Origin of the sequence: Pseudoalteromonas sp. S3776 (genome assembly GCF_005886915.1) — a bacterium.
In the GTDB taxonomy this organism is placed as follows: Bacteria; Pseudomonadota; Gammaproteobacteria; order Enterobacterales; family Alteromonadaceae; genus Pseudoalteromonas.
Genome location: NZ_PNCU01000008.1, coordinates 57,916 through 79,392 on the forward strand (window position 1 = coordinate 57,916; position 21,477 = coordinate 79,392).

At 39.7% G+C, this 21,477-nt stretch carries 26 protein-coding genes; 18 read left to right on the forward strand and 8 right to left on the reverse strand.

Annotation, left to right across the window (positions count from 1 at the left end; genetic code table 11):
• Positions 1 to 51 precede the first annotated feature (51 nt).
• From rluB to CWC16_RS04880, 4 genes are all read right to left on the reverse strand, one after another.
• A complete protein-coding gene (gene rluB / locus CWC16_RS04865) occupies positions 52 to 921 on the reverse strand; it encodes a 23S rRNA pseudouridine(2605) synthase RluB (protein ID WP_055015003.1) in 870 nt (289 codons plus the stop codon).
• Positions 918 to 1,508 carry an SMC-Scp complex subunit ScpB gene (gene scpB / locus CWC16_RS04870; RefSeq protein ID WP_055015004.1) on the reverse strand — a complete coding sequence of 197 codons (591 nt, stop codon included), beginning with the start codon at positions 1,506 to 1,508 and terminating at the stop codon, positions 918 to 920. Before scpB ends, rluB begins: the two co-directional genes overlap by 4 nt.
• Before the next feature lie 152 nt (positions 1,509 to 1,660).
• Positions 1,661 to 2,182, reverse strand: a complete 522-nt coding sequence (locus CWC16_RS04875) for an EF-hand domain-containing protein (protein WP_055015005.1) — start codon at positions 2,180 to 2,182, stop codon at positions 1,661 to 1,663.
• A gap of 221 nt (positions 2,183 to 2,403) precedes the next feature.
• Positions 2,404 to 2,835 carry a hypothetical protein gene (locus CWC16_RS04880; protein WP_055015006.1) on the reverse strand — a complete coding sequence of 144 codons (432 nt, stop codon included), beginning with the start codon at positions 2,833 to 2,835 and terminating at the stop codon, positions 2,404 to 2,406.
• Between the two features lie 241 nt (positions 2,836 to 3,076).
• On the opposite strand from CWC16_RS04880, the gene xthA reads away from it, so the two are divergent.
• The 3 genes from xthA to CWC16_RS04895 are packed head-to-tail and all read left to right on the forward strand — an operon-like array spanning position 3,077 to position 5,336.
• A complete protein-coding gene (xthA, locus tag CWC16_RS04885; RefSeq protein ID WP_138540726.1) occupies positions 3,077 to 3,883 on the forward strand; it encodes an exodeoxyribonuclease III in 807 nt (268 codons plus the stop codon).
• A 5-nt stretch (positions 3,884 to 3,888) separates the two neighbouring features.
• Complete coding sequence (locus tag CWC16_RS04890; RefSeq protein ID WP_055017819.1) at positions 3,889 to 4,536, forward strand: energy-coupling factor ABC transporter permease; 648 nt, start codon at positions 3,889 to 3,891, stop codon at positions 4,534 to 4,536.
• A complete protein-coding gene (locus CWC16_RS04895; RefSeq protein WP_138540727.1) occupies positions 4,533 to 5,336 on the forward strand; it encodes a putative RNA methyltransferase in 804 nt (267 codons plus the stop codon). Before CWC16_RS04890 ends, CWC16_RS04895 begins: the two co-directional genes overlap by 4 nt.
• On the opposite strand, the gene yfbV is transcribed toward CWC16_RS04895, so the two are convergent.
• Positions 5,320 to 5,766, reverse strand: a complete 447-nt coding sequence (yfbV, locus tag CWC16_RS04900) for a terminus macrodomain insulation protein YfbV (protein WP_138540768.1) — start codon at positions 5,764 to 5,766, stop codon at positions 5,320 to 5,322. The genes CWC16_RS04895 and yfbV overlap by 17 nt on opposite strands.
• 299 nt (positions 5,767 to 6,065) lie before the next feature.
• Here yfbV and CWC16_RS04905 point away from each other — a divergent pair, with 299 nt between their 5' ends.
• The 7 genes from CWC16_RS04905 to CWC16_RS04935 all read left to right on the forward strand — a co-directional run bounded on the left by CWC16_RS04905 (position 6,066) and on the right by CWC16_RS04935 (position 12,721).
• Positions 6,066 to 7,280: an acetate kinase gene (locus CWC16_RS04905; RefSeq protein ID WP_138540728.1), complete on the forward strand. Its 1,215-nt coding sequence runs from the start codon at positions 6,066 to 6,068 to the stop codon at positions 7,278 to 7,280.
• Between the two features lie 2 nt (positions 7,281 to 7,282).
• A complete protein-coding gene (pta, locus tag CWC16_RS04910) occupies positions 7,283 to 9,442 on the forward strand; it encodes a phosphate acetyltransferase (RefSeq protein ID WP_138540729.1) in 2,160 nt (719 codons plus the stop codon).
• 226 nt (positions 9,443 to 9,668) lie between these two features.
• Positions 9,669 to 10,058, forward strand: coding sequence for an ACT domain-containing protein (locus CWC16_RS04915; RefSeq protein WP_138540730.1), 390 nt, complete (start codon positions 9,669 to 9,671; stop codon positions 10,056 to 10,058).
• On the forward strand, positions 10,059 to 10,556 hold the full coding sequence (locus tag CWC16_RS04920; RefSeq protein WP_138540731.1) for a PTS glucose transporter subunit IIA: 498 nt from the start codon (positions 10,059 to 10,061) through the stop codon (positions 10,554 to 10,556).
• A 4-nt stretch (positions 10,557 to 10,560) separates the two neighbouring features.
• Positions 10,561 to 10,905, forward strand: a complete 345-nt coding sequence (locus CWC16_RS04925) for an ArsC family reductase (RefSeq protein ID WP_138540732.1) — start codon at positions 10,561 to 10,563, stop codon at positions 10,903 to 10,905.
• A complete protein-coding gene (gene dapE, locus CWC16_RS04930; RefSeq protein ID WP_138540733.1) occupies positions 10,905 to 12,035 on the forward strand; it encodes a succinyl-diaminopimelate desuccinylase in 1,131 nt (376 codons plus the stop codon). The genes CWC16_RS04925 and dapE overlap by 1 nt, the downstream gene beginning before the upstream one ends.
• Positions 12,035 to 12,721, forward strand: a complete 687-nt coding sequence (locus CWC16_RS04935) for a M15 family metallopeptidase (RefSeq protein WP_138540734.1) — start codon at positions 12,035 to 12,037, stop codon at positions 12,719 to 12,721. The genes dapE and CWC16_RS04935 overlap by 1 nt, the downstream gene beginning before the upstream one ends.
• 6 nt (positions 12,722 to 12,727) lie before the next feature.
• Here the strand turns inward: CWC16_RS04935 and CWC16_RS04940 are convergent, their stop codons facing one another.
• A complete protein-coding gene (locus CWC16_RS04940; protein ID WP_138540735.1) occupies positions 12,728 to 13,591 on the reverse strand; it encodes a DMT family transporter in 864 nt (287 codons plus the stop codon).
• Positions 13,592 to 14,281: 690 nt separating this feature from the next.
• Between CWC16_RS04940 and CWC16_RS04945 the strand changes: the two genes are divergently transcribed.
• From CWC16_RS04945 to CWC16_RS04960, 4 genes are read left to right on the forward strand one after another with little or no spacing between them, the layout of a single operon-like run.
• Positions 14,282 to 15,646 carry a COG3014 family protein gene (locus CWC16_RS04945; RefSeq protein WP_138540736.1) on the forward strand — a complete coding sequence of 455 codons (1,365 nt, stop codon included), beginning with the start codon at positions 14,282 to 14,284 and terminating at the stop codon, positions 15,644 to 15,646.
• An 8-nt stretch (positions 15,647 to 15,654) separates the two neighbouring features.
• On the forward strand, positions 15,655 to 16,080 hold the full coding sequence (locus CWC16_RS04950; protein ID WP_024032667.1) for a YcfL family putative periplasmic lipoprotein: 426 nt from the start codon (positions 15,655 to 15,657) through the stop codon (positions 16,078 to 16,080).
• An 11-nt stretch (positions 16,081 to 16,091) separates the two neighbouring features.
• Positions 16,092 to 16,709 carry a penicillin-binding protein activator LpoB gene (gene lpoB / locus CWC16_RS04955; RefSeq protein ID WP_055015020.1) on the forward strand — a complete coding sequence of 206 codons (618 nt, stop codon included), beginning with the start codon at positions 16,092 to 16,094 and terminating at the stop codon, positions 16,707 to 16,709.
• A 56-nt stretch (positions 16,710 to 16,765) separates the two neighbouring features.
• Complete coding sequence (locus CWC16_RS04960; protein WP_138540737.1) at positions 16,766 to 17,233, forward strand: outer membrane lipoprotein; 468 nt, start codon at positions 16,766 to 16,768, stop codon at positions 17,231 to 17,233.
• A gap of 84 nt (positions 17,234 to 17,317) precedes the next feature.
• Here CWC16_RS04960 and CWC16_RS04965 read toward each other — a convergent pair whose 3' ends face one another.
• Both CWC16_RS04965 and CWC16_RS04970 read right to left on the reverse strand, forming a co-directional pair.
• Positions 17,318 to 18,535 carry a pyridoxal phosphate-dependent aminotransferase gene (locus CWC16_RS04965; RefSeq protein ID WP_055015022.1) on the reverse strand — a complete coding sequence of 406 codons (1,218 nt, stop codon included), beginning with the start codon at positions 18,533 to 18,535 and terminating at the stop codon, positions 17,318 to 17,320.
• Positions 18,536 to 18,775: 240 nt separating this feature from the next.
• Positions 18,776 to 19,120, reverse strand: a complete 345-nt coding sequence (locus CWC16_RS04970) for an Hpt domain-containing protein (protein ID WP_055015023.1) — start codon at positions 19,118 to 19,120, stop codon at positions 18,776 to 18,778.
• 137 nt (positions 19,121 to 19,257) lie between these two features.
• Between CWC16_RS04970 and CWC16_RS04975 the strand changes: the two genes are divergently transcribed.
• The 4 genes from CWC16_RS04975 to CWC16_RS04990 all read left to right on the forward strand — a co-directional run bounded on the left by CWC16_RS04975 (position 19,258) and on the right by CWC16_RS04990 (position 21,403).
• A complete protein-coding gene (locus CWC16_RS04975; protein ID WP_138540738.1) occupies positions 19,258 to 19,854 on the forward strand; it encodes a tRNA-uridine aminocarboxypropyltransferase in 597 nt (198 codons plus the stop codon).
• 16 nt (positions 19,855 to 19,870) lie between these two features.
• Positions 19,871 to 20,653, forward strand: a complete 783-nt coding sequence (locus tag CWC16_RS04980) for a CLCA_X family protein (RefSeq protein WP_138540739.1) — start codon at positions 19,871 to 19,873, stop codon at positions 20,651 to 20,653.
• 96 nt (positions 20,654 to 20,749) lie between these two features.
• Positions 20,750 to 21,016, forward strand: coding sequence for a type IV pili methyl-accepting chemotaxis transducer N-terminal domain-containing protein (locus tag CWC16_RS04985; RefSeq protein WP_138540740.1), 267 nt, complete (start codon positions 20,750 to 20,752; stop codon positions 21,014 to 21,016).
• Positions 21,017 to 21,037: 21 nt separating this feature from the next.
• Positions 21,038 to 21,403, forward strand: coding sequence for a hypothetical protein (locus CWC16_RS04990; RefSeq protein ID WP_138540741.1), 366 nt, complete (start codon positions 21,038 to 21,040; stop codon positions 21,401 to 21,403).
• The last annotated feature ends 74 nt before the right edge of the window (positions 21,404 to 21,477 follow it).

Genomic DNA, 21,477 nt, shown 5'->3' on the forward strand with positions numbered 1-21,477 from the left:
AAGCCGCATAAATTGCGGCTTTTTTGTTAGTAATCTATTTTAAAAGCGATATTACTTACGCTTAGTTTGCTTAACGCGCTGGTTATGTTTTTTAACAGCTTTGCGAATTTGGTTAATTTTAGCACGCTTATCTTTGCGTTTTTCAGGCATTACTGACAGTTTAGTTTGTGTTTCACGACCTAATTTAACGGTTTTACGCAAATAATTTACGGTTTCTAAATCAAGTTCAGCCCAGCCACCTTGAGGTAGGCGCTTATCAAGCTCTAACTTTCCGTAACGTATACGAATAAGGCGAGACACTTCTACATCCTGCGATTGCCATAAACGACGAACCTCGCGGTTACGCCCTTCGTTTAGCGTTACATTGTACCAACGGTTAATGCCTTCACCGCCAAGTGATTTAACCGTTAAAAATTTAGCCGGTCCATCTTCAAGCTCTACGCCACGCGTTAGGTTTTTAATGGTTTCATTGGTCACTTCACCAAATACACGGGCTGAATATTCACGTTCAACTTCATAACTTGGGTGCATTAAGCGGTTCGCTAACTCACCATCGTTGGTAAATAACATTAAACCAGCCGTATTAATATCTAGTCGCCCAACAGCAATCCAACGCTCACCGTCTATGCGTGGTAAACGGTCAAAAACAGTACGACGTCCTTCTGGGTCTTTACGTGTACTTAACTCCCCTTCTGGCTTGTTGTACATAATTACACGACAAATGCGGTCAGCTTTCTCTTCAATTTTAACTGTGTGGCCATCAACACGTATTAAGTCTGTTTCCTCAACACGGTCACCTAATTTAGCCACTTTACCATTAACACTAACGCGGTTTGCATCAATGTATTTTTCCATTTCACGTCGTGAGCCTACCCCTGCACGGGCTAGGACTTTTTGTAACTTTTCACCTTGAATACTCATTCGGATGGTTCTCTCACAGAAGGATCACTTAATAACTGGTTTATTTTGCTTTCCTGTTGCGCAGGCAATGCAGGGAGCTCATCCAAACCGGTTAAAGAAAAATAATCTAAAAATAATTTTGTTGTAGCATAAAGCGCTGGCTTACCAGGAACTTCTTTATGCCCTACTACTTTAACCCACTCTCGCTCAAGGAGGGTTTTAATAATTGCTGATCCGGTTGTTACACCTCTTACTTGCTCTATTTCACCCCGCGTTATTGGCTGCCTGTAAGCAATTAACGACAAAGTCTCTAATAGTGCACGAGAATATTTAGGTGCCCGTTCTTGCCATAAATTACTAAGCCAAGGGCTTAAACTACTACAGGCTTGAAAGCGATAACCACTGCCTACTTCAACGAGCTTAATACCACGCGTTTGGTAGTGAGTATGTATAGCCTCAATTGCAGTGTTAATTCGTGACATAGAAATAGCTAAATCAGCAAGTACTGTATCTTTTAAGAGGCGTTTGCTAACAGGTTTGTCTGCGACAAATATTGCCGCTTCAATGATCTCAATTAATTGTTCATCACTAACTCGACGACCTGCCATACTGACCTGCTTTGCCCTTTAAAATACGTAGCTATCTATTATGACAGAACATCGCAAAAGGGGGAAAATATATCTGCTTTTAAACCTAATTAAATGTATAAAAAAAGCCAGCAATTTATGCTGGCTCTTGTATATAGTATGTTTAGCTAATATTAGCTGTTTTTATAATGCTTAAGTGCATCATCTTCAGCCACGGCTTTACCGTATTTGCTAATATAACCTTTAAACTCACCTTTGCTGATGCGTTTATCGTTATTGTTATCCATGTAACCAAAATGGTTTGAAATATCGTCATCGTCAGCTTCTTCTACTGAGATATAACCATTTCTATCGTTATCTAGACTTCTAAAATCATTTTCGATTTTATCAAATTTAGCAATTTTAGCTTTAAAAGCCGATTCACTTACTTCGCTGTCAGTTGCTACCTTACCGGTGTTTAACTGCATGTAAGTGTTAAATTCTTTACGACTGATTTCGTTATCCATATTGGTATCAATATTTGAAAAGTGACCCCAAATGTTATCGTCATCTGCTTCTACTTTTGAAATATAACCATCACTGTCATTATCCAGACTTGCAAAATCGCTATCGATTTTTTCAAGGCCTTGGTTAGAGGCACAAGCGGCTAAACTTAATGAAGCTAAAATTGTTGTTGCGAGTGTTAACTTTTTCATAAGACGTATCCTTGTAGTTAGTAAATGTCACTTTAACTAATACAAGTCCAGTGCCAAAGTGCACAAGTCACAAAAAATCAATGAGTTACGTAATGCTAGTGCATTTTATATACATTAATCAATTACTTAGCTTTGCAATGATTGCTGCCTACCTTGTAATTTTTGCAAAAAAATACCCAGTAAAAACTGGGCATTATTTTAATCTACATGTTACTGCGCAATTAGATTGCTGCGTTTTGATAACGCTTTACAAATTCAGTAACTTTTTGACCGTTACACTTTAATGAGTTTAAGTTACCAATTTTTTGGCGAACAGGCGTAAGACCTTTCTTTAACGCTGTGATACATAGCTGTGTTTCTTGTTGTGCATCTTTTGCAAACACTTCTACTTTTGATTTAGCAGCTTGGTTAGACGTTACTTTTTTAGCAATGTCGCGGATATCTTGGCCATTACATAAAACACTTTTAGAAAAACGCGATAAGTATACACCGTGTTGTGCTGCTTCTTTACGCGCTGCGCTAAAGCCTTCATTTGCACTTAATACACATAATTTAGATTCAAGTTTATTATCTTGGCTAAAGTAAGTGTTGCTTTTTGCTGATACAGACGCAGAGGCTAATAAAGCAGTAGCTAAAAGTAATTGTGTTTTCATGAGAGAGATCCTATTTGAACGACTAAACAAGTAATTTTTGCGCATTATATATTCAATAATCGCGAGATCAATTGAATTTTTTATTTATTTAAATAATTAATAAAGCATTTACAGTGTTTAAACTTTACACACCAATTGATCAACATTTGCGCAGCTATTTTCTCATTTCGATCATGTTATGTAGGCTTATTTACTGATACAATTTAGTTATAAAAACAGAGTCTAATTAAAGGTAAATTTTATGAAGGTTATTTCTTTCAATATCAATGGTCTGCGAGCACGCTTACACCAGTTACAAGCAATTATAGATAAACACCAGCCAGACATTATTGGTTTGCAAGAAATAAAAGTTCATGATGAGGCGTTCCCTCTTGAGGACGTACAAAAAATGGGTTACCACGTTTATTTTCATGGTCAAAAGGCACACTACGGTGTGGCAATGTTATGCAAAAATGAGCCTAAATCGGTATTAAAAGGGTTTGCTACCGACACCGAAGAAGCACAAAAGCGTATGATAAGTGTAACAGTTGAGCAAGAAAATGGCCGCGACCTAACGGTAATGAATGGTTATTTCCCGCAAGGCGATAATATAAATCATGAAACAAAATTCCCTTATAAGCGTCAGTTTTACAAAGACTTAATGACCCATCTAGATACAAACCACACGCCAGGTGAAGACGTTATTGTCATGGGCGATATCAATATTTCTCCCACCGACTTAGATATTGGTATTGGTGAAGTGAATGCTAAACGCTGGCTTAAAACAGGTAAGTGCTCATTTCAACCAGAAGAGCGCGAATGGCTAGCAAAATTATTAGATTGGGGTTTTAAAGATACCTTCAGAGAGCAAAACCCTGAAACAAACGACAAATACTCATGGTTTGATTATCGCTCTAAAGGATTTTTAGATAATCGGGGTCTTCGCATTGATGTTGTGCTTGCTACCCACGCTCTTGCCGAGCGCTGTATTGATACCGGTATAGATTACGAACTACGCGGTATAGAAAAGCCTTCTGACCATGCGCCTATTTGGTCAACCTTTAAATAATTCATATGTTATCGCTTGAAATACAAGGGCTACTTTGGGCCCTTGTAATCATTGTTACCTTTATAAGTGTAGAAAAAACTACCTATAAAGCACTTTATATTACCCCAGCACGGCAGATAGGTGTATTGGCGTGCGCGTTAGTTTTTGCAATGTTATGGCAAATTAAAGCGGGGATTTTAAGTGGCCTTGATTTACACATTTTAGGTGTAACTGCAGTAACGCTTATATTAGGGTGGCGCCTTACTATTTTAAGTAGCCTGCTTGCCAGTGCTTTGTTAGCGGCTTTCACAAACGTTGATCTTAATCTTTTGCCCATGCAAATACTGTTTGGCGCATTTATTCCTACATTATTAAGCTACCTTGGCTTTATAATAAGTTATCAGTATTTACCACGTCATTTTTTTGTTTATATTTTTGTGTGCTCTTTTATGTTAGCGGGCTTTATTGCATGCCTAAAAATAAGCTTAGGGGCTTTATTTTATTTACTTATAGGGCAATATAATTGGCAAGAATTGGCGGATAATTACGTATACCTAAGTGCTATCATTTGGTTTCCTGAGGCAATGCTTAACGGTATGGCCATTACGCTTTTGATCACTTATCGACCACACTGGGTTAAAACTTTTTATGATAAGGACTACCTAGACTCATGAGTCTGCAATACCATTGCCCTTTATGTAACCACGCACTGTTAAAACATAATTCATCACTTCGATGTGACAATAATCACACCTTCGACTTTGCAAAAGAAGGGTATGTAAATTTGCTACCCGTGCAGCACAAAAACTCTAAACAACCGGGTGATTCACTCGAAATGGTACAGGCTAGACGTGCTTTTTTAGAACGCGGCTTTTATGCATTTTTACAGAACGCATTAAGTAATATCATTAGTGAGCGCAAACCAAAAGTACTTATAGATCTTGGCTGTGGCGAAGGATTTTATACTCATGCTATTGCCAATAAAGTAGAGGCGCAGGTTTACGGTGTCGATATTTCTAAATCAGCCGTAAAATATGCAGCAAAGCGCTACTCGCAGTGTCATTTTAGTGTTGCATCCATTAGCCAAGCCCCCTTTAAATCAGGCACTGCTGACGTATTGCTGAGTGTTTTTGCGCCTTTATTTGATCAAGAGCTGGCCCGTTTAGCAGCGCCTAATGGCATATTAGTAGTTGCAAGCCCTGGGCCATGGCATTTGAAAGAGCTTAAAGAATATATATATGCAGATGTAGCACAACACACAGAAATTGACACGCCGAGCGGCTTTACAAAAGCTGATCAAAAGCTCATTACAGAGCAGGTTACGCTTAATTTTTCAGATATTAAAAATTTAATAATGATGACACCGTTTGCGTGGAAGTTTAGACCAGAACACTGGAGCGCACTCGAGGAAAAAGGTGAGCATACTGTCACCTTATCTTTTTACATAACTCAATTTACTAAAACTGATCTTTAGTAAACGCTTTATCCATTTTATCAAACATGTCTTTTAACAGGTGAGCAAGCTCCATATAACGGGGCTTGTTTTCGCTTAATTGAGCCTGATATCCGTTTGCAACCATTTTAGAATACAACTCGTTGTACCATTTTTGCATACTTGGTTCTAACTCTGTTTGGGAGCGCTTTCCTAACCAAAAAAGACCTTGTAAAGGAAGTGATAAGAAAAACATAGCACTGGCAATCGCTTGCGGTAAAAAATCAGGGCCTAAATAATTTAGCTGAAAAAAGAGTGTAAGCATAGCTAATATCGGCATAACAGTAATTGCAAGCTCAGTAGCTTTAATCACTTTAAATTCGTTAAACAACGGTGCTAACTCTTTACGCATAGGCCATTTTTTTGCATATTCTCTACCCGCTTGTAACTGTGACATCACACTTTTTTGCATCATGACCCCTCACATCTAAACTTTTAACCCGCAGCGCCAGCTTGACACTGCTTATAAGTGTAACACAAATAAACAGCTTCACACTTTAGCATTAAAAGTTATTGTTTTTGTATATATAAGCAACTAAACACTAAACTAAATTTACTAACTGGGTTAAAATAGTTACCTTAAAAATTAGACTTTAGTCGCTTTTTTATTACCTTTATAGTGGCTAAGTTTACCTTTAATTTTCATCTTAAGTGTATTGTTTATAGCTTAATATACACTTACTAAATTTATTGTTTATGGAAACTGCCTCTATGCCAACTACGCCCTCAAAGTCACAACACGTTTTAGTATTAAACTGTGGTAGCTCGAGTTTAAAATTTGCCATTATTGATGCTGATAACGGAAATGAAATTATTTCGGGCTTAGCTGAACGCCTAGGTTCAGAAAATCCATCTATAAAATATAAATACCAAGGTAATAAAACCGTTATTACCTTAGCTGCTAATCAAGCGCATGGCGAGGCAATTAATACGTTGGTAAGCTTGATAAAAGATCACCATTTAGATGAGCATTTAATTGCAGTAGGCCATCGTGTTGTTCACGGTGGTGAGCACTTTACTCAATCTGCATTAGTGGATGAAAAAGTTATTGCAGGTATTTCAGATGCTTCAAGCCTTGCTCCTTTACATGGTCATGCAAACTTACTGGGAATTTCATCAGCGCAAGCGTCGTTTGCTGGCTTGCCACAGGTTGCTGTTTTTGACACTGCGTTTCATCAAACAATGGATAAAGTGGCCTACTTATATGCACTTCCTTATAAACTTTATACAGAACACGGTGTTCGCCGTTACGGTATGCACGGCACAAGCCACTATTATGTAGCTGGACAAACCGCAGAATTAATTAATAAGCCTGTTGAGAAAAGTAACTTTATTAGTGCACATTTAGGTAATGGTTGTTCTGTGTGTGCAATTAAAGGCGGTAAGAGTGTAGATACGAGCATGGGCTTAACCCCGCTTGCTGGGTTAGTTATGGGCACCCGCAGTGGTGATATCGACCCAGGTTTGTTTAACTTTTTAACGACACAACTTAATTACGATGCAAAACAAATCGACAACTTACTTAATAAAGAAAGTGGATTATTAGGTATTAGTGAACTGTCTAACGACTGCAGAACCATTGAAGAAGCCGCTTTAGCAGGCCATGAACAAGCCACCCTTGCGCTTGATATTTTTTGCTACCGCCTTGCGAAACAGATTGCCGCCTACATGGTGCCATTACAGCAATTAGATGCGCTTATTTTTACCGGCGGTATAGGGGAAAACTCAGACATTATCCGTGAAAAAGTAATCACACAATTGGCGTTTTTAGGCTTAGATTGCGAGAAACAAGCCAATTTAGATGCACGCTTTGGTAATGAAGGCGTTATCAGCTCTGAAAAGGCAGCAACGAAAGCCGTTGTAATGCCAACTAATGAAGAATGGGTGATTGCCCTTGATGCCGCTAACATTGTGAAGGAGCTTTAATTATGGCACGTCGTATTATGTTAATTCCGGTTTCTACTGGTGTTGGATTAACATCTGTTTCTGTCGGGTTAGTGCGTGCGCTTGAGCAAAAAACCGTAAAAGTGAACTTTTTCAAGCCAATAGCCCAGCCACGCACAGGTGAAACAGGCCCTGAAAAGTCGACTCAAATTATAATGCAAGGCTCATCAATTACCCCGCCCACTCCTTTTGCATTAAGCTATGCAGAGCAAATGATTGGCGATGGTAAAGGCGATGATTTACTTGAAGAAATAGTTGAGCGCTTTGAAAGTAAAATTAATGATGACGAAGTCGCTATTATTGAAGGTATGGTGCCTACTCGCCGTCAGCCTTATGCAGGGCGTGTAAACCGCGAAATAGCCCAAACACTCGGTGCGGATATTGTATTTGTATTAACACCTGGTAATTATAACATTACGCAAATTGAAGACCGTTTAGAAATTGCTGCTGGGTATTATGGTGGGATTGATCACCCTCGCGTTTTAGGCTGCATTTTTAATAAAGTGAACGCCCCGCTTGATGAAGAAGGCCGCGCCCGCGCTGACTTGGTCGATTCATACAAAGCAGAAGAGCTCGATAACGAATTAAACCGTTTAGCATCTTTACCTATTTTCAGAAAAAATCCGTTTATGCTGTTAGGCGCCATCCCATGGGATTTTGACTTAGTCGCGCCACGCGTTAAAGACTTAAGTGCCTATTTAAAAGCAACCATTATTAATGAAGGCGACATGCTACACCGTCGCCTGCGTCGCATTACGTTTTGTGCGCGTACCGTATCAAACATTTTAAACCACTTTACACCGGGTGCTTTATTAGTAACCCCGGGCGATCGCTCCGACATACTTGTTGCTGCGTGTTTATCGGCTATGAACGGCACTAAAATTGGCGCAATTTTACTTACCGGTGGTTTTGAACCAGAGCCGCGTATAATGGCGCTGTGTGAACAAGCCATGCAAACAGGCTTGCCTATATTAGCCACAGAGGCCGATACCTGGCGTACCTCATTACTGCTGCATAATTTTAATATGGAAGTACCGAGCGATGATGACCAACGTATTGAAAAAGTAAAAGATCACAACGCAGAATATATCGATTCTGATTGGCTCGATACGCTTGCAAAAAATGTTGGCAAAACACGTAAGCTCTCTCCGCCTGCGTTTCGTTATTTACTTACTGATAAAGCCCGTAAAGCGGCTAAAACGGTGGTACTTCCTGAAGGAAATGAGCCGCGTACTATTAAAGCCGCCGCTATTTGTGGACAACGTGGTATTGCAAAAACCGTATTACTAGGCGACCGCGATGAAATAATGCGTATTGCCGAGCAACAAGGTATTGAGCTTAATGAGCATGTAAGTATTGTTGAGCCAAAATCGGTGATCAACGACTACGTTGCACCTATGGTAGAGATTCGTAAAGGCAAAGGCTTAACAGAAGTCGTAGCACAAGAGCAATTACAAGATAATGTTGTCCTTGGCACTATGATGCTCGAGCAAGGTAAAGTAGATGGCTTAGTATCTGGCGCAGTAAACACAACAGCCAATACAATTCGTCCACCGCTACAGTTGATTAAAACCGCCCCAGGGTCATCACTTGTATCGTCTGTATTTTTTATGCTGCTGCCTGACCAAGTACTGGTATACGGCGACTGTGCAATTAACCCCGACCCTAATGCAGAACAGTTAGCAGATATCGCTATTCAGTCAGCCGACTCTGCAGCCGCGTTTGGCATAGAGCCACGTGTTGCCATGATAAGCTACAGTACAGGCACTTCTGGCTCTGGCGCCGATGTAGAAAAAGTGCGTGAAGCCACGCAAATTGCCCAACAAAAACGTCCAGATTTAATTATTGATGGGCCATTGCAATACGACGCTGCAATTATGGAAAATGTTGCGCTTAAAAAGGCACCAAATAGTCCAGTAGCCGGTAAAGCTACGGTATTTATATTCCCCGATTTAAATACCGGTAACACCACCTATAAAGCCGTACAGCGTAGTGCCGATTTGATCAGCATAGGGCCAATGCTACAAGGTATGCGAAAGCCTGTTAACGATTTAAGTCGTGGCGCCCTAGTCGATGATATAGTGTACACCATCGCACTTACGGCTATTCAAGCAGCACAAGTTGAAGCGCTCAACAACGCATAAATCACACTAGTGCTTTTTATAGCCTAGCTAACATTTACTTATTAATTAGTTAGTTAGGCTATTTATACCTGCCAATTCCCATACTTATCCACAGAAATTGTGGGTAAGTTTTAAATCCTTATTATCCACAGCTACACAGTCTTAATTTTAGTAACTGTTACACCTTTAATTTAAAGCCAATAATCTATACTATTAACTGACACTATACGCTGTATGCAGGTTATTAATGTCAAAACAAACATTACAATTACACAGCACGCTGTTGTCAATTCATAGTTTAGAAGTGGATGCAGACATTCCTGTAGCGCTATTAAAGTTACCCCTATTTTTTATTTCAAAAACCCACGATGAACTTTCTATTGTTTGCCCTAGTCATTTTCCTATTGACTGTTTAGACACAGAGCCCGATTGGCAAGCACTTGAAGTCGTTGGCCCGTTAGGGTTTTCTTTAACAGGCATTATGGCCAATATATCTGGCGTACTTGCAAAGGCTAGTATTTCTATTTTTTCTATCTCAACCTACGATACAGATTATATTTTGGTAAAAAAACACACTGCGCAGCAAGCCATCACTGCACTTACAAACGATGGCTACAATTTAGTAGTAGATCAATAAATGAGAGCAGCCTCTATCGCGTTTTTAGCGCAAAATAAGCTCCCTGCCAGCGCTTTAAAAATTACGAGCCCCTTTAGCGGCAAAGTCATTGATTTAAACCAACACCCTGAGCCTTTTTTTAAGTTCTCAATCCTTGGGCCAACCGTATTGGTTGAGTTAAGTAGCCATAAAATTTTAGCCCCCTTTGATGGCACTTTAATACAGGTCAAAAATGCAGGATGTGAATTTATTCTCCAAGCAAAAAATGGCTTAAAAGTGCTTATTAATTTGTCACTACCCACGCAGCAACCTATAACCCATACACATATTGCACAGCTCAATGGCAGCAAAATAAGCAAAGGACAGCGCTTAGCTTACTTTGATTTACGCGAACTTAAATCGCCCTTACTGGCCAGCTTAGTTCTATTAAATGGCCATAACTTAGGCACGTTTCATTATTCGCACACGCAAGTAAATGCGGGTGTAGACCCCCTTTTAACTATTATTAAGAAGAACTAAACCTATGATCACTCTTTACGGCATTAGTAATTGCGACACCATTAAAAAAGCCAAAAAATACCTTAGCGACAACAACATAGATTTTACCTTTCACGATTATCGAAAAGACGGTGTAAACGAGCAGCTTGTAAGCGAATTTGCTGAGCATATTGACTGGGAGCAATTAGTTAATAAGCGTGGCACAACCTATCGCGCGCTCTCTGATGAGCAAAAGCAAAACCTAACTAAAGACACGGCTATTACATTACTTACAGAGCAACCAGCTATGATCAAGCGCCCTGTGCTTGTTAATGACAACAGCTACCACTTAGGCTTTAAAGCTGCGCAATACGATGAGATATTTAAATAATGACAAATGATGTAATTGCACTTGCCCAAGCGCTTATTCAGCGCGAGTCGGTAACCCCTGAAGATGCGGGTTGCCAAACAATGATGAACGAGCGTTTAAAAGACCTAGGCTTTAATATCGAGTCATTATTTTTTACCGATACACTCAATACATGGGCCCGAAAAGGAAGTGAGTCACCGCATTTTTGCTTTGCAGGCCATACCGATGTAGTCCCCACCGGCCCCGCATCAAACTGGCAGCACCCGCCATTTTCAGGCTTAATTGAAGATGGTTTGCTGCATGGCCGAGGCGCAGCTGATATGAAGGGCTCTCTGGCGGCAATGCTTGTTGCTACTGAGCGCTTTGTGGCTAAAAACCCAGATCATAGAGGTTCTATTTCATTTTTAATTACCTCTGATGAAGAAGGCCCCTTTATCAACGGCACAACCAAAGTAATAGATACACTTGAAGCACGCGGCGAAAAAATTGATATGTGCTTAGTGGGTGAGCCTTCATCGCGAGATGTACTCGGTGATGTAGTAAAAAATGGCCGTCGTGGATCCCTTACTGGCTTTTTAAAAGTAAAAGGTGTTCAAGGTCATGTAGCCTACCCACACTTAGCACAAAACCCAATTCATTTGGCTGCTCCCGCCATTACTGAACTTAGCCAAACAGTGTGGGACAACGGCAATGAATTTTTCCCTGCAACCAGCTTCCAGGTATCAAATATAAATGGTGGTACAGGTGCCGGTAATGTCATACCGGGTGAGCTTGAGGTGCAATTTAATTTTAGATTTAGTACCGAAGTAACTCATCAGCAATTACAAGAACGGGTTAATGCTATTTTACAAACGCATGACTTAAACTACGAATTAAGCTGGATAGTAAACGGCTTGCCGTTTATAACAGAGCATGGTCCGTTAGTTGATGCCACCGTAAATGCGATTAAATCTGTCACGGGGTTAACCACTAACCTCGAAACCAGTGGGGGTACGTCAGATGGACGCTTTATAGCGCAAACAGGCGCCAAAGTGATTGAGCTAGGCCCGCGCAACGCCACTATTCATAAAGTAGATGAATGTGTAAGCACAGATGATTTAATCGCTTTAGCTGATATTTACGAGCAAATTTTAGAGCAACTGTTAACCTAATGGCACTCGATACCAATACATTAGCAACGTGTATCACTGGACAAAGTGATACACACCTCACTGAGATTCAATCGCATCGGTTACATACTGATATTATTGATGACTTTTTAGCACTGCAAAATGGCGCTAAAAACGCTGGTTTTAAGCTGACTATTGCCTCAAGTTTTCGCGATTTCAATCGCCAAGCTATGATTTGGAATAACAAGTATTTAGGACTACGCCCTGTTTTTAATAAACAGCAGCAGGAAATTGATTTAAGCCAACTAAATGAGCTGGAAAAGTGCACGGCTATTATGCTCTATTCTGCTTTGCCAGGTGCTAGTCGGCATCATTTAGGCACTGACCTTGATGTGTATGATAGCGCCGCAATTGACGATGACTATAAGCTGCAACTTACCCCTAATGAATACCAACATGAAGGGCCCTTTGCACCACTGAGTCAGTGGCTTGATAATAACTTAGCAAAATATGGTTTTTATCGCCCCTACAAACAGGATTTAGGCGGTGTAGCACCTGAGCTTTGGCATATTAGCCATATTAAGCAATCTCAAGTGTTAGTAAGTGCATTGAGCGAAGAGATGCTTTACGAATGTATAAGCAACAGCGATTTAGAGGGTAAGTCAGCCATTTTAAATAATTTGCCCGCACTCTATAAACGCTTCATAACAAATGTAAGCCCACCTTAATAGGGCTTATTTTTTGTTTAAAATAAAGACCAAAACAGCACCTAAAATCAGCGAGCTTGCTATTAAAAACTCAAAAGTAAGTTGCTCAGATAAAAATATAACCCCAGCAAATGCTGCAAGTACAGGCACACATAACTGTACAACCGCCGCTTGTGTACTTTTAAGTAGTGGCATGGCCACATACCAAATGCTGTAACCTATGCCTGATGCAATAGCGCCCGAAGCGCAGGCTAGCAGCACGCCTTCTATACTCACTGTTTTTAAATAACTTATTGCTACAATTAATAAAACAGGAATAGCCACTAAACTTCTTATAAAATTAAAGGCGGTGGTACGCAAAGGAGATACACACGCTTTACCGCGTATACTGTAAACACCCCATGCAACGCCACTGAGCGCCATAAGCGATGCCCCTAACAAAGAAGGCACTGCGGCAGAGGGCAACATTAAATATATAAATCCAGCTAATGCGACAAAAAAAGCCCCCCACTGCAACTTACTCAGCTGCTCTTTTTTATATATGCCCCAACCAATCATGGTAAGTTGCACCGCCGAAAATAAAATGAGCGCACCGGTGCCCGTATCAAGCTCTATATAAGCAATAGAAAAACAAAGTGCATATATCAATAAACTAATACTGCTACGCCAACTTCCCGTATCGCTTAAAATAGCGTTATTAAGCATGCCCTTACGTTTTAGGTTATACGTATATACAGTCATAATTAAGCCTAAACAAATGGCTCCGCTCAGTAGCCTAATTAGAGTAAAATTCCACGCGTCAATATACCCTTGCGCGAGCGCCATACGGCAAAGTAAAGAGTTTGCCGCAAAGGCAATTAATGCAACTAGGGTGTATAACGTGGCTTTCAAAATCGCTCCTTAGCTAAAACCTTACAATGAGATGCTTTAAATTGGCTTGCTTAGCCAGCTGTGTATTTAAGCAGCTGAGCCATTTAGCTGTAAAGCCGCATTATTGTATTTACTATACTTTTAATCGATGCTTTATAACTTTCTATACTGCCAAATTGCTGTAATTACACGCCTCTCCTCTCGTATTCACAGGCAATTCATAATGATTCGCCTACCTTAAATACACGTAACTAGGGCGTGTTGACCTTTGATGGTTGAATTTGCAGCAGTATGTTTGGTTTTTAGGCAAGGCAGAGTCTATGAAGTGTGGTTACTCCCCATAAATAGGCGATAACGCAGCATAAATGCCAAACATGCGCTGCCCTTCGGGTTCTGCCTAGGGTCGATAAACTCTTTGTTGCCTACATGGATGTAGGTAAGGGGCGTGAGCAGGACGCGGAAGCTTTGCTCGGTTTTTACTTAGCCCACTAGGTTACAAACCTCGCGCCGCGATTTAATCACCCCTAGGTTGAACAAATTTCAATCCGCAAAGGCCAACACGCCCTAACGCGTGCTGACCTTAGGGAGAATAGCTTTTAATCCTCACCGGTCTATAAGCCCTAAAGTAGGCTACGCTTTTTTACACTATTTCACACAAATCTAAAACCAGAGTATGTTAATCTTTAAACCCTAACTATATAGGAGTGCTCAGTGCGCCAAAGTATAATTTTAAGTGTTTGTTTTATATTAAGTGGATGCAGCACCATAGGCTTTAATGATTTATTTAACGACTATGCAAGCCAAATGACGCCTGTAAGAAACGCAATTCAAAATAACAATATTGAACAGGCCAAATCACTTATTGCAAATAACAGTAAATTACACAGTAGCTATTTACTGAACCAATTAGAGCAAGCCCGTTTAAAAGACCTTGCTAATGAGCAAAGTGTTTCACAACAACAATTTGAAAATGTATACACTCAGGTACAAACAAAACGAGAAGCTGCAAAAATTCAATTAAGTGCAGGGCTTGAACAAAGTAACGCCTTATTTACTAACGACTCTGCCATTACTTATGTACCACCGGCATATGAAATGAGCATGCTACATAGCTACAAAGCGCTTAATTATGTATACAACAATGATTTAGAAAGCGCCTTGGTTGAGATACGCCGCGCTAACAAAGTACAAGTAGATGCACTTGCTGATAATCAAACACAAATAAACGACACAATAGAGCAAGCACAACAGCATTACCCAAGTATGAGTAATGTGACACGCGATATAAAAAATGGTTTTCAAAATGCTTTTACGTTTTATTTATCTGCACTGTTGTACCAACGTGATAAACAATATGATGACGCTTACATCGACTATAAAAAAGCATTAGAGATTCAACCTAATAATCACTACTTACAGCAAGATGTAATGCGATTAGCAAAAAAACAAGGTTTTAGCCAAGATTTAGAAGAGTTTGAACGCCACTTTAGTCCATTACAGCCCTTACCTTCTGCACACGGTGAAGTGGTTATATTGGTTGAACAAGGCTTAGTGCCTAAACAAGATGAATTTAAACTACGCTTGCCTATTTACACCTCAGGTGGCGATGCGCGTTTTTACAGTTTAGCCATGCCAGTTTATAAAGATAATGCGTTTGTACCTAATGTTAATAGCGTAAATATAGGTTCGCAAAATTTAGAACTTGACCCATTAGTGCATATAGAAGCATTAGCAGCTAAAACATTAGAGCAGCAAATACCGGCTCGTGTATCTAGGCAAGTATTGCGTTTGGTAGCCAAAGAAAAAGTGCGCGCAGAGCTTGCGCGTAGCACAGGCGATGTTGGCAATATTATTGCTAATATTTACAATTTGGCGTCCGAGCAGGCCGATACACGCAGCTGGCTTACTTTACCTAATCAAATAAGCATGGCACGCAGCAGTTTAAGCGCTGGGTCGCATTCACTTTTAATAGGTAACCATACGCCTATTAATTTTACCGTTAGTAAGCAAGGGTTAACCTTAATTTACCTAACCTCTATTAATAACTATTTTAACTACCATGTGGTTCAACTTTAGGAGTCATCATGAAATATACTTTGCCATTAGTGGCCGCATTAATGCTTGGGGCATGTGCAAGCCAACCTGATACATCAGGTATTTCGGTTGAGCAAAGCAAAAATACATTTAACGAACAGTTACATGTTGATAATCCTGCTCTAGGTGAAAAGCTTGCCATTACCGATGTGAAAACACGCCAGACAAACCAGTTAACCGACGTGGTAGTAACACTAAGCAGCCAATATAAAAAATCGCAATATTTACAATATCAGTTTAATTGGTACGACAAAGACGGTTTTGTAATTAAAGGAAACCACTCACCTTGGCAAGCCTTAACACTGTTTGGTTTTTCTAAAACACAATTACCCGGTTTAGCGCCTACACCGGATGCGGTTACATTTTCGCTTGCTGTAAGAGAAGTGTCGACCGACGCACAAGAATTTAAAGAATAAGGGTTATAAAAATGATCACTACGCAATTTAAAACATTATCAAGTTATGCTGCAATTGGCCTTAGCGCACTCATTTTAAGCGGTTGTGCTAATAAAGCCGTAGTCAGTTACGGTGATGCACAAGCTGTAGAAACCACCGATATAAACTTTGGCTCTACCGATTTGCAAAAAGTAGCCAGCCAAATGACCGACTCACTGCTTAGCTCGCCCGTTGTTGGCACAATGACGCAAAACAAACGCCCAGTGGTGTTTGTCGAGCGTATTAAAAATAAAACCAGCGAACACATAGATACCGAATCTATCACCGACTCAATCTCAACGCAGTTATTACGCAGCGGTAAATTTCGTTTTGTTGACATGACCCGCGTTGAATCAGTACGTGAGCAGCTTAACTTTCAAAATGAAGATGCGCTCGTAAACCCAGCCACAGCTGTAGCGTTTGGAAAACAAATTGGTGCGCAATACATGCTATATGGCAACCTTTCGAGCATTGTTAAGTCAAATGCCGATAAGTCAGACGTGTATTACAAATTTACAATGCGCTTAATGGATATGGAAAGTGGCCTAGTAGAGTGGGCAGACGAAACTGAAATTCGTAAAACGAAAGAAAAATCGACATTTGGTTGGTAATAAACCCCACGCAAAGGCTAAATATTGCCTTTGCGTAGCACCAACAGGAGACATCTATGAAAGCCTTAACCATAGCAATGTGTGCATTGCTCACACTCAGTGTACCTAGTTTTGCAAACTATGAGCGAAACAAAGCCGTGCCTGTGCAGCAAGTATTATTTGGTGATGTAAAATCTGTTCGCAAAATAACTGAGCAAGAACTCGTCCAAGATAAAAACAGTGGTTGGAAAACCTTTGGCGGTGCCCTACTCGGTGGTGTTGTTGGTAATCAGTTTGGTGGTGGAAGCGGGCGAACGGTCGCCACTATTTTGGGTTCTGTCATCGGTGGTAGTGTTGCCCATAATAATCAGCAAAAAAGTTATTATAAGCAAACCCACCTAGTCGAATTACTGATTCAAGTAGAAAACGGCGACCAATACATGGTGGTACAAGACCAAGATCAGTCAATGCGCTTTAGTAAAGGTGATAACGTACGCCTTGTTTATTTAAGTGATAATACCGTAAGAGTAGACCGCGCTTACTAACAAGCCGTACCAGCATTTTCACTTTAATAAAAAACGAGCTATTTAAGCTCGTTTTTTATTTTACAACGCGTTAGTTAGAATTAACTAAACTTGGCGATAGTCTTTAAAAAAGCGCTGCATTTTAAGCATGGCACTAGACAAATCATCCTTATTAGGTAAAAACACCAATCTAAAGTGATCAGGCTCAGGCCAGTTAAATGCTCGCCCATGTACAAGTAATATTTTTTCTGCTTTGAGTAAATCAAACATCATTTTTTCGTCATCTGTTACATTAAAATGCGCTGTGTCTACTTTGGCAAACGCGTAAAGCGCCCCTTTTGGCTTTTTACAACTTATCCCTTCAATCGCATTAAGCCCACGCCAAGCAATATCACGTTGAACATACAATCGCCCGCCTGGGTCTATTAAGCTGTCTATTGATTGTACGCCACCCAATGCTTGTTGAATTGCATATTGAGCTGGCACATTGGCACATAAGCGCATAGACGATAAAATATCGAGCCCTTTACTTAAATCTTCCATTGCTGAGGTACGCCCGCTTAGTACCATCCACCCCATGCGTATACCTGCCGCACGATAAGTTTTAGCTAACCCATTAAAGGTAATGATTGGCACGTCATCACACAGTGCACCAATAGAGGTATGGGTGATGCCATCATATAAAATCTTTTCGTAGATTTCATCGCTAAGCAATAACAGCTTATGCTCGCGTGCTACATTAATTAACTCTTTTAATAAATCGTCACTATAAACCGCGCCAGTAGGATTATTAGGATTAATTAGCACAAGTGCTTTGGTTTTTGACGTAATTTTGCTTTTTATATCTGCAATATCAGGGAACCAATCTTGTTCTTCATCGCACAAGTAATGAACAGGGTTGCCGCCTGCTAATTTAACTGACGCAGTCCACAGCGGGTAATCAGGTGCTGGAATAAGCACTTCGTCATCATTATTTAATAGCGCTTGGGTGATCATTTGAATAAGTTCACTCACCCCATTACCTATATAAATATTATCAACATCAAGGTTATGTAAACCCCGTTGCTGATAATGCTGATAAACCGCTACACGAGCTGAGTATAAGCCTTTAGAGTCGCAATAGCCCTGAGCCGAGTACAAATTACGAATAATATCGCGGTGCATGTCCTCTGGCATATCAAAACCAAATGCAGCAGGGTTACCAATATTAAGCTTTAGTACTTTCTGACCCTCGTCCTCCATTTTTTTGGCTTGTGCTAAAACCGGTCCACGAATGTCATAACATACACCCTCTAATTTGTGACTCTTTTTAATATCTGACATTTTTACCTCTTTGCGGCGAACTGGCTTTATAGTATAAAAATTAAACTTGGTAATGCGAGGGGTATAATCGTTAAAATTGTGGCATCAGCCCAAGGATGCTCCTTAGGCTATGCGATCTTTAATTTATTATCGAGAGGCCAAACACGCACTAGACGGTTCTAAGACTACCCTAGTAAAGGCGTAAAATGCTAGCGTAATTAGTTGCTTAGTACTGAAATAAATTCACGCTGGCAGATAATGCTAGTTAGCCTCTAGCCAAGCTCTTAACTGCGCTTGTGAACCACTTACTTGAGCTAACAAATCAGTAGATGCGTTAACTGCTTTTTCTACATTATCTTGATTTAAATTAAGCTCAACTTCTCGGGCCACCTCAGATAAACTCGTCGCACCAAACTGAGCTGCATTCGATTTTAAACTATGGGCGTGACGTATAGCCGCTTCTTTATCGTTACCAATAGTCGCTATTACTTCATTTGCAAGGCGCTCGAACTCACTACAGCAAAATTCAAGTGTATCTTTAAACTGCTCGCCCAGTAACGACTGCATACTTTGCAAGGCAGCGTCATCTATTTGTATTTCTGTCATATTTTAAGCCCTTTTTAACATTCCGTGTCATTTTATAATTAATAGTATTACTGTATATCTATGCGTAAAAAAATCCAACTTTATTGCTTTATAAATGTATAATTATCAGAATACTCTCACTATAAAAAGTTTAAGTAATGAGTCGCAAAATTTGTGAACGCTGTAAGTTCACGCCCTCAACCTGTATATGCAAGGCTGTTTCACGTATAAACAACAAAGTTAGAGTTATTATTCTACAACACCCAAGCGAAGAAAAAATAGCTAAAAACACTGCAAAATTAGTTAATTTAAGCCTTACTGGTTGCGAAATAGTCAAAGGTGAAAATAATAATGACTTTGCAATACTAAAAAGCCTGCCTTTAGAATCAACAGTTTTACTTTACCCTAATGAGCAGGCTATAAATTTAGATGAGAAAGCTCGCAGCGCTGTGATAAACAATATCACTCATTTAATTGTGATAGACGGCACATGGAAAAAAGCCTATAAAATTTTACAGCTCACCCCATTGCTAAGTAAGTTCAAAACCGTGAGCTTTAAGCAGTTGCCGAAAAACCGTTATGCTATTCGAAAAGCCCCTAGAGCTGATAGTCTCTCTACACTTGAGGCCGTTGCACATAGTTTGTCTTTATTAGAGCAGCTAGACCCTGCTCCACTTTATAATTTATTAGACGAATTAATAAAAAAACAAACCCAACACATGCCTGAATACGTAAAAGCCCGTTACTTAAATTAACCACACTTAAATTATAATGCGTAGTTACCCAAACAGACTAAAACGAGGCTTTACACGCCAAGGCCCCGATTATCGCTTTGACGACCAAGTCGACTTTAGCGATATTAGAGATACCTTTGGTTTTAGGTCTATGGTGATCGGTAAATGGGTAACCAAAGAAGAGCGTTTTATTAGTGCAAACTTAATTTACGATGCCCTCGCCGACCTTGCTCAAATACTACATTTACCGCCCAAAGCCATTGGCCTGCGCGGCAAACTAAATTTTGCCTTTGGGCACGGTGGACAAAAAGGTGTGCAAGCGCATTATAACGCAGCCTCGCAAACCCTTGCGCTTGCTAAAAACGCGGGCGGTGGCGCACTTGCTCACGAATGGTTTCATGCATTTGACCACCACATAAGCGAGCATTTATTTGCAGCTAAACCTCGCTTTGGATTTGCATCAAAATTATGGCTTTCAAATACACCTAACTTAGCTCACCCTCTAAATAAAGCGCTAAACGATTTTTACAAAGAAGTATTTTTAGATTGTCATGGAGAAGATGCGAATGAGTTTGTACAAACATGCATTAAACACGACCAAGCCCACAACATGAACTACATGAGCATGCCTGAGGAGTTAGCAGCACGCTGCTTTGAAGCCTGCATAGATGCCCACAACACTATTCAAAATAGCTTTTTAGTCAGTGGCTTAAAAAGCAGTAATTTAATATACCCAAGTGCTCAGCATGTTAATAAAGCAAATGAAGCGCTTAATAAATATTTTGAACTACTAGGTTATGCACTTCATAAATTTCAATAAGTTACAAGCTACCTTGTAAATTTTATTTACGTGAAAAATCTTATATTTAAACTATCCTATCCTAAAGAATAAATAGTTTAAATAAATAGCATTTAAATGGTAAATACTGATCCTACATATAAAAAGCGCAGTGCTATCTCTTTTGTTTATATTGTTACTTTAACTGTTATAGCGATTTTATCTATTTGTATACACTTTATGCTTGAAGAAGTCATTGAAGCGCAATCCGATACGGGGAAAATAGTTAATGTAAGTGGCCAACAAAGAATGCTCTCACAACGGGTAAGCATGTTTACATTTGAGTATTTAATGTATGGCTCGCAGGATTCAAAATTACTGGCCATTAATGCTTTAAACTCTTAAAAAAATAATCATAAGTACTTATTGAGTGAGCACTACGGGGCGCAAGTATTAGGTAACGAAAGCCCGCTATCAGACGAGCTATTAGCAATGTATTTTAAAGAGCCAATTAATGTTGATAAAAAATTAAGGATGTTTTCAGATAGAGTTGAAGAGGTACTGAAAATAAAAACACTTAATTTAGATACAGCTCAAGAAAGCTTTTTTTCTTTAGCAAAAGAGCCGCTTTTAAAAGCATTTAATGCGGTGGTTATGCAGTACGAAAAAGAAAGTGTTGATCGAATTAAAAAACTACATACTATTCAAGGTATTGTAATTATTGTAATTTTACTCTCTCTTCTAGTTGAGCTTTTACTCGTTTATAAAGCCAGAAATAAAAAACAGATTTAATATTAGTTCGTTCAGTTAAGTAATTAAGCGTTTAAACTAGCTAACAACACGGCCATTTAAACGCTTAAAAACTT

Bases quoted from the DNA above. Each gene is read 5' to 3' on its own strand.
- pta (WP_138540729.1), top strand. From the start codon at position 7,283: ATGGCACGTCGTATTATGTTAATTCCGGTTTCTACTGGTGTTGGATTA.
- scpB (WP_055015004.1), bottom strand. From the start codon at position 1,508: ATGGCAGGTCGTCGAGTTAGTGATGAACAATTAATTGAGATCATTGAA.
- yfbV (WP_138540768.1), bottom strand. From the start codon at position 5,766: ATGCAAAAAAGTGTGATGTCACAGTTACAAGCGGGTAGAGAATATGCA.
- CWC16_RS04880 (WP_055015006.1), bottom strand. From the start codon at position 2,835: ATGAAAACACAATTACTTTTAGCTACTGCTTTATTAGCCTCTGCGTCT.
- rluB (WP_055015003.1), bottom strand. From the start codon at position 921: ATGAGTATTCAAGGTGAAAAGTTACAAAAAGTCCTAGCCCGTGCAGGG.
- CWC16_RS04875 (WP_055015005.1), bottom strand. From the start codon at position 2,182: ATGAAAAAGTTAACACTCGCAACAACAATTTTAGCTTCATTAAGTTTA.
- CWC16_RS04915 (WP_138540730.1), top strand. From the start codon at position 9,669: ATGTCAAAACAAACATTACAATTACACAGCACGCTGTTGTCAATTCAT.
- CWC16_RS04975 (WP_138540738.1), top strand. From the start codon at position 19,258: ATGAGTCGCAAAATTTGTGAACGCTGTAAGTTCACGCCCTCAACCTGT.
- dapE (WP_138540733.1), top strand. From the start codon at position 10,905: ATGACAAATGATGTAATTGCACTTGCCCAAGCGCTTATTCAGCGCGAG.
- CWC16_RS04935 (WP_138540734.1), top strand. From the start codon at position 12,035: ATGGCACTCGATACCAATACATTAGCAACGTGTATCACTGGACAAAGT.
- CWC16_RS04980 (WP_138540739.1), top strand. From the start codon at position 19,871: ATGCGTAGTTACCCAAACAGACTAAAACGAGGCTTTACACGCCAAGGC.
- CWC16_RS04895 (WP_138540727.1), top strand. From the start codon at position 4,533: ATGAGTCTGCAATACCATTGCCCTTTATGTAACCACGCACTGTTAAAA.
- CWC16_RS04905 (WP_138540728.1), top strand. From the start codon at position 6,066: ATGCCAACTACGCCCTCAAAGTCACAACACGTTTTAGTATTAAACTGT.
- lpoB (WP_055015020.1), top strand. From the start codon at position 16,092: ATGATCACTACGCAATTTAAAACATTATCAAGTTATGCTGCAATTGGC.
- CWC16_RS04970 (WP_055015023.1), bottom strand. From the start codon at position 19,120: ATGACAGAAATACAAATAGATGACGCTGCCTTGCAAAGTATGCAGTCG.
- CWC16_RS04890 (WP_055017819.1), top strand. From the start codon at position 3,889: ATGTTATCGCTTGAAATACAAGGGCTACTTTGGGCCCTTGTAATCATT.
- CWC16_RS04960 (WP_138540737.1), top strand. From the start codon at position 16,766: ATGAAAGCCTTAACCATAGCAATGTGTGCATTGCTCACACTCAGTGTA.
- CWC16_RS04965 (WP_055015022.1), bottom strand. From the start codon at position 18,535: ATGTCAGATATTAAAAAGAGTCACAAATTAGAGGGTGTATGTTATGAC.
- CWC16_RS04920 (WP_138540731.1), top strand. From the start codon at position 10,059: ATGAGAGCAGCCTCTATCGCGTTTTTAGCGCAAAATAAGCTCCCTGCC.
- xthA (WP_138540726.1), top strand. From the start codon at position 3,077: ATGAAGGTTATTTCTTTCAATATCAATGGTCTGCGAGCACGCTTACAC.
- CWC16_RS04985 (WP_138540740.1), top strand. From the start codon at position 20,750: ATGGTAAATACTGATCCTACATATAAAAAGCGCAGTGCTATCTCTTTT.
- CWC16_RS04925 (WP_138540732.1), top strand. From the start codon at position 10,561: ATGATCACTCTTTACGGCATTAGTAATTGCGACACCATTAAAAAAGCC.
- CWC16_RS04950 (WP_024032667.1), top strand. From the start codon at position 15,655: ATGAAATATACTTTGCCATTAGTGGCCGCATTAATGCTTGGGGCATGT.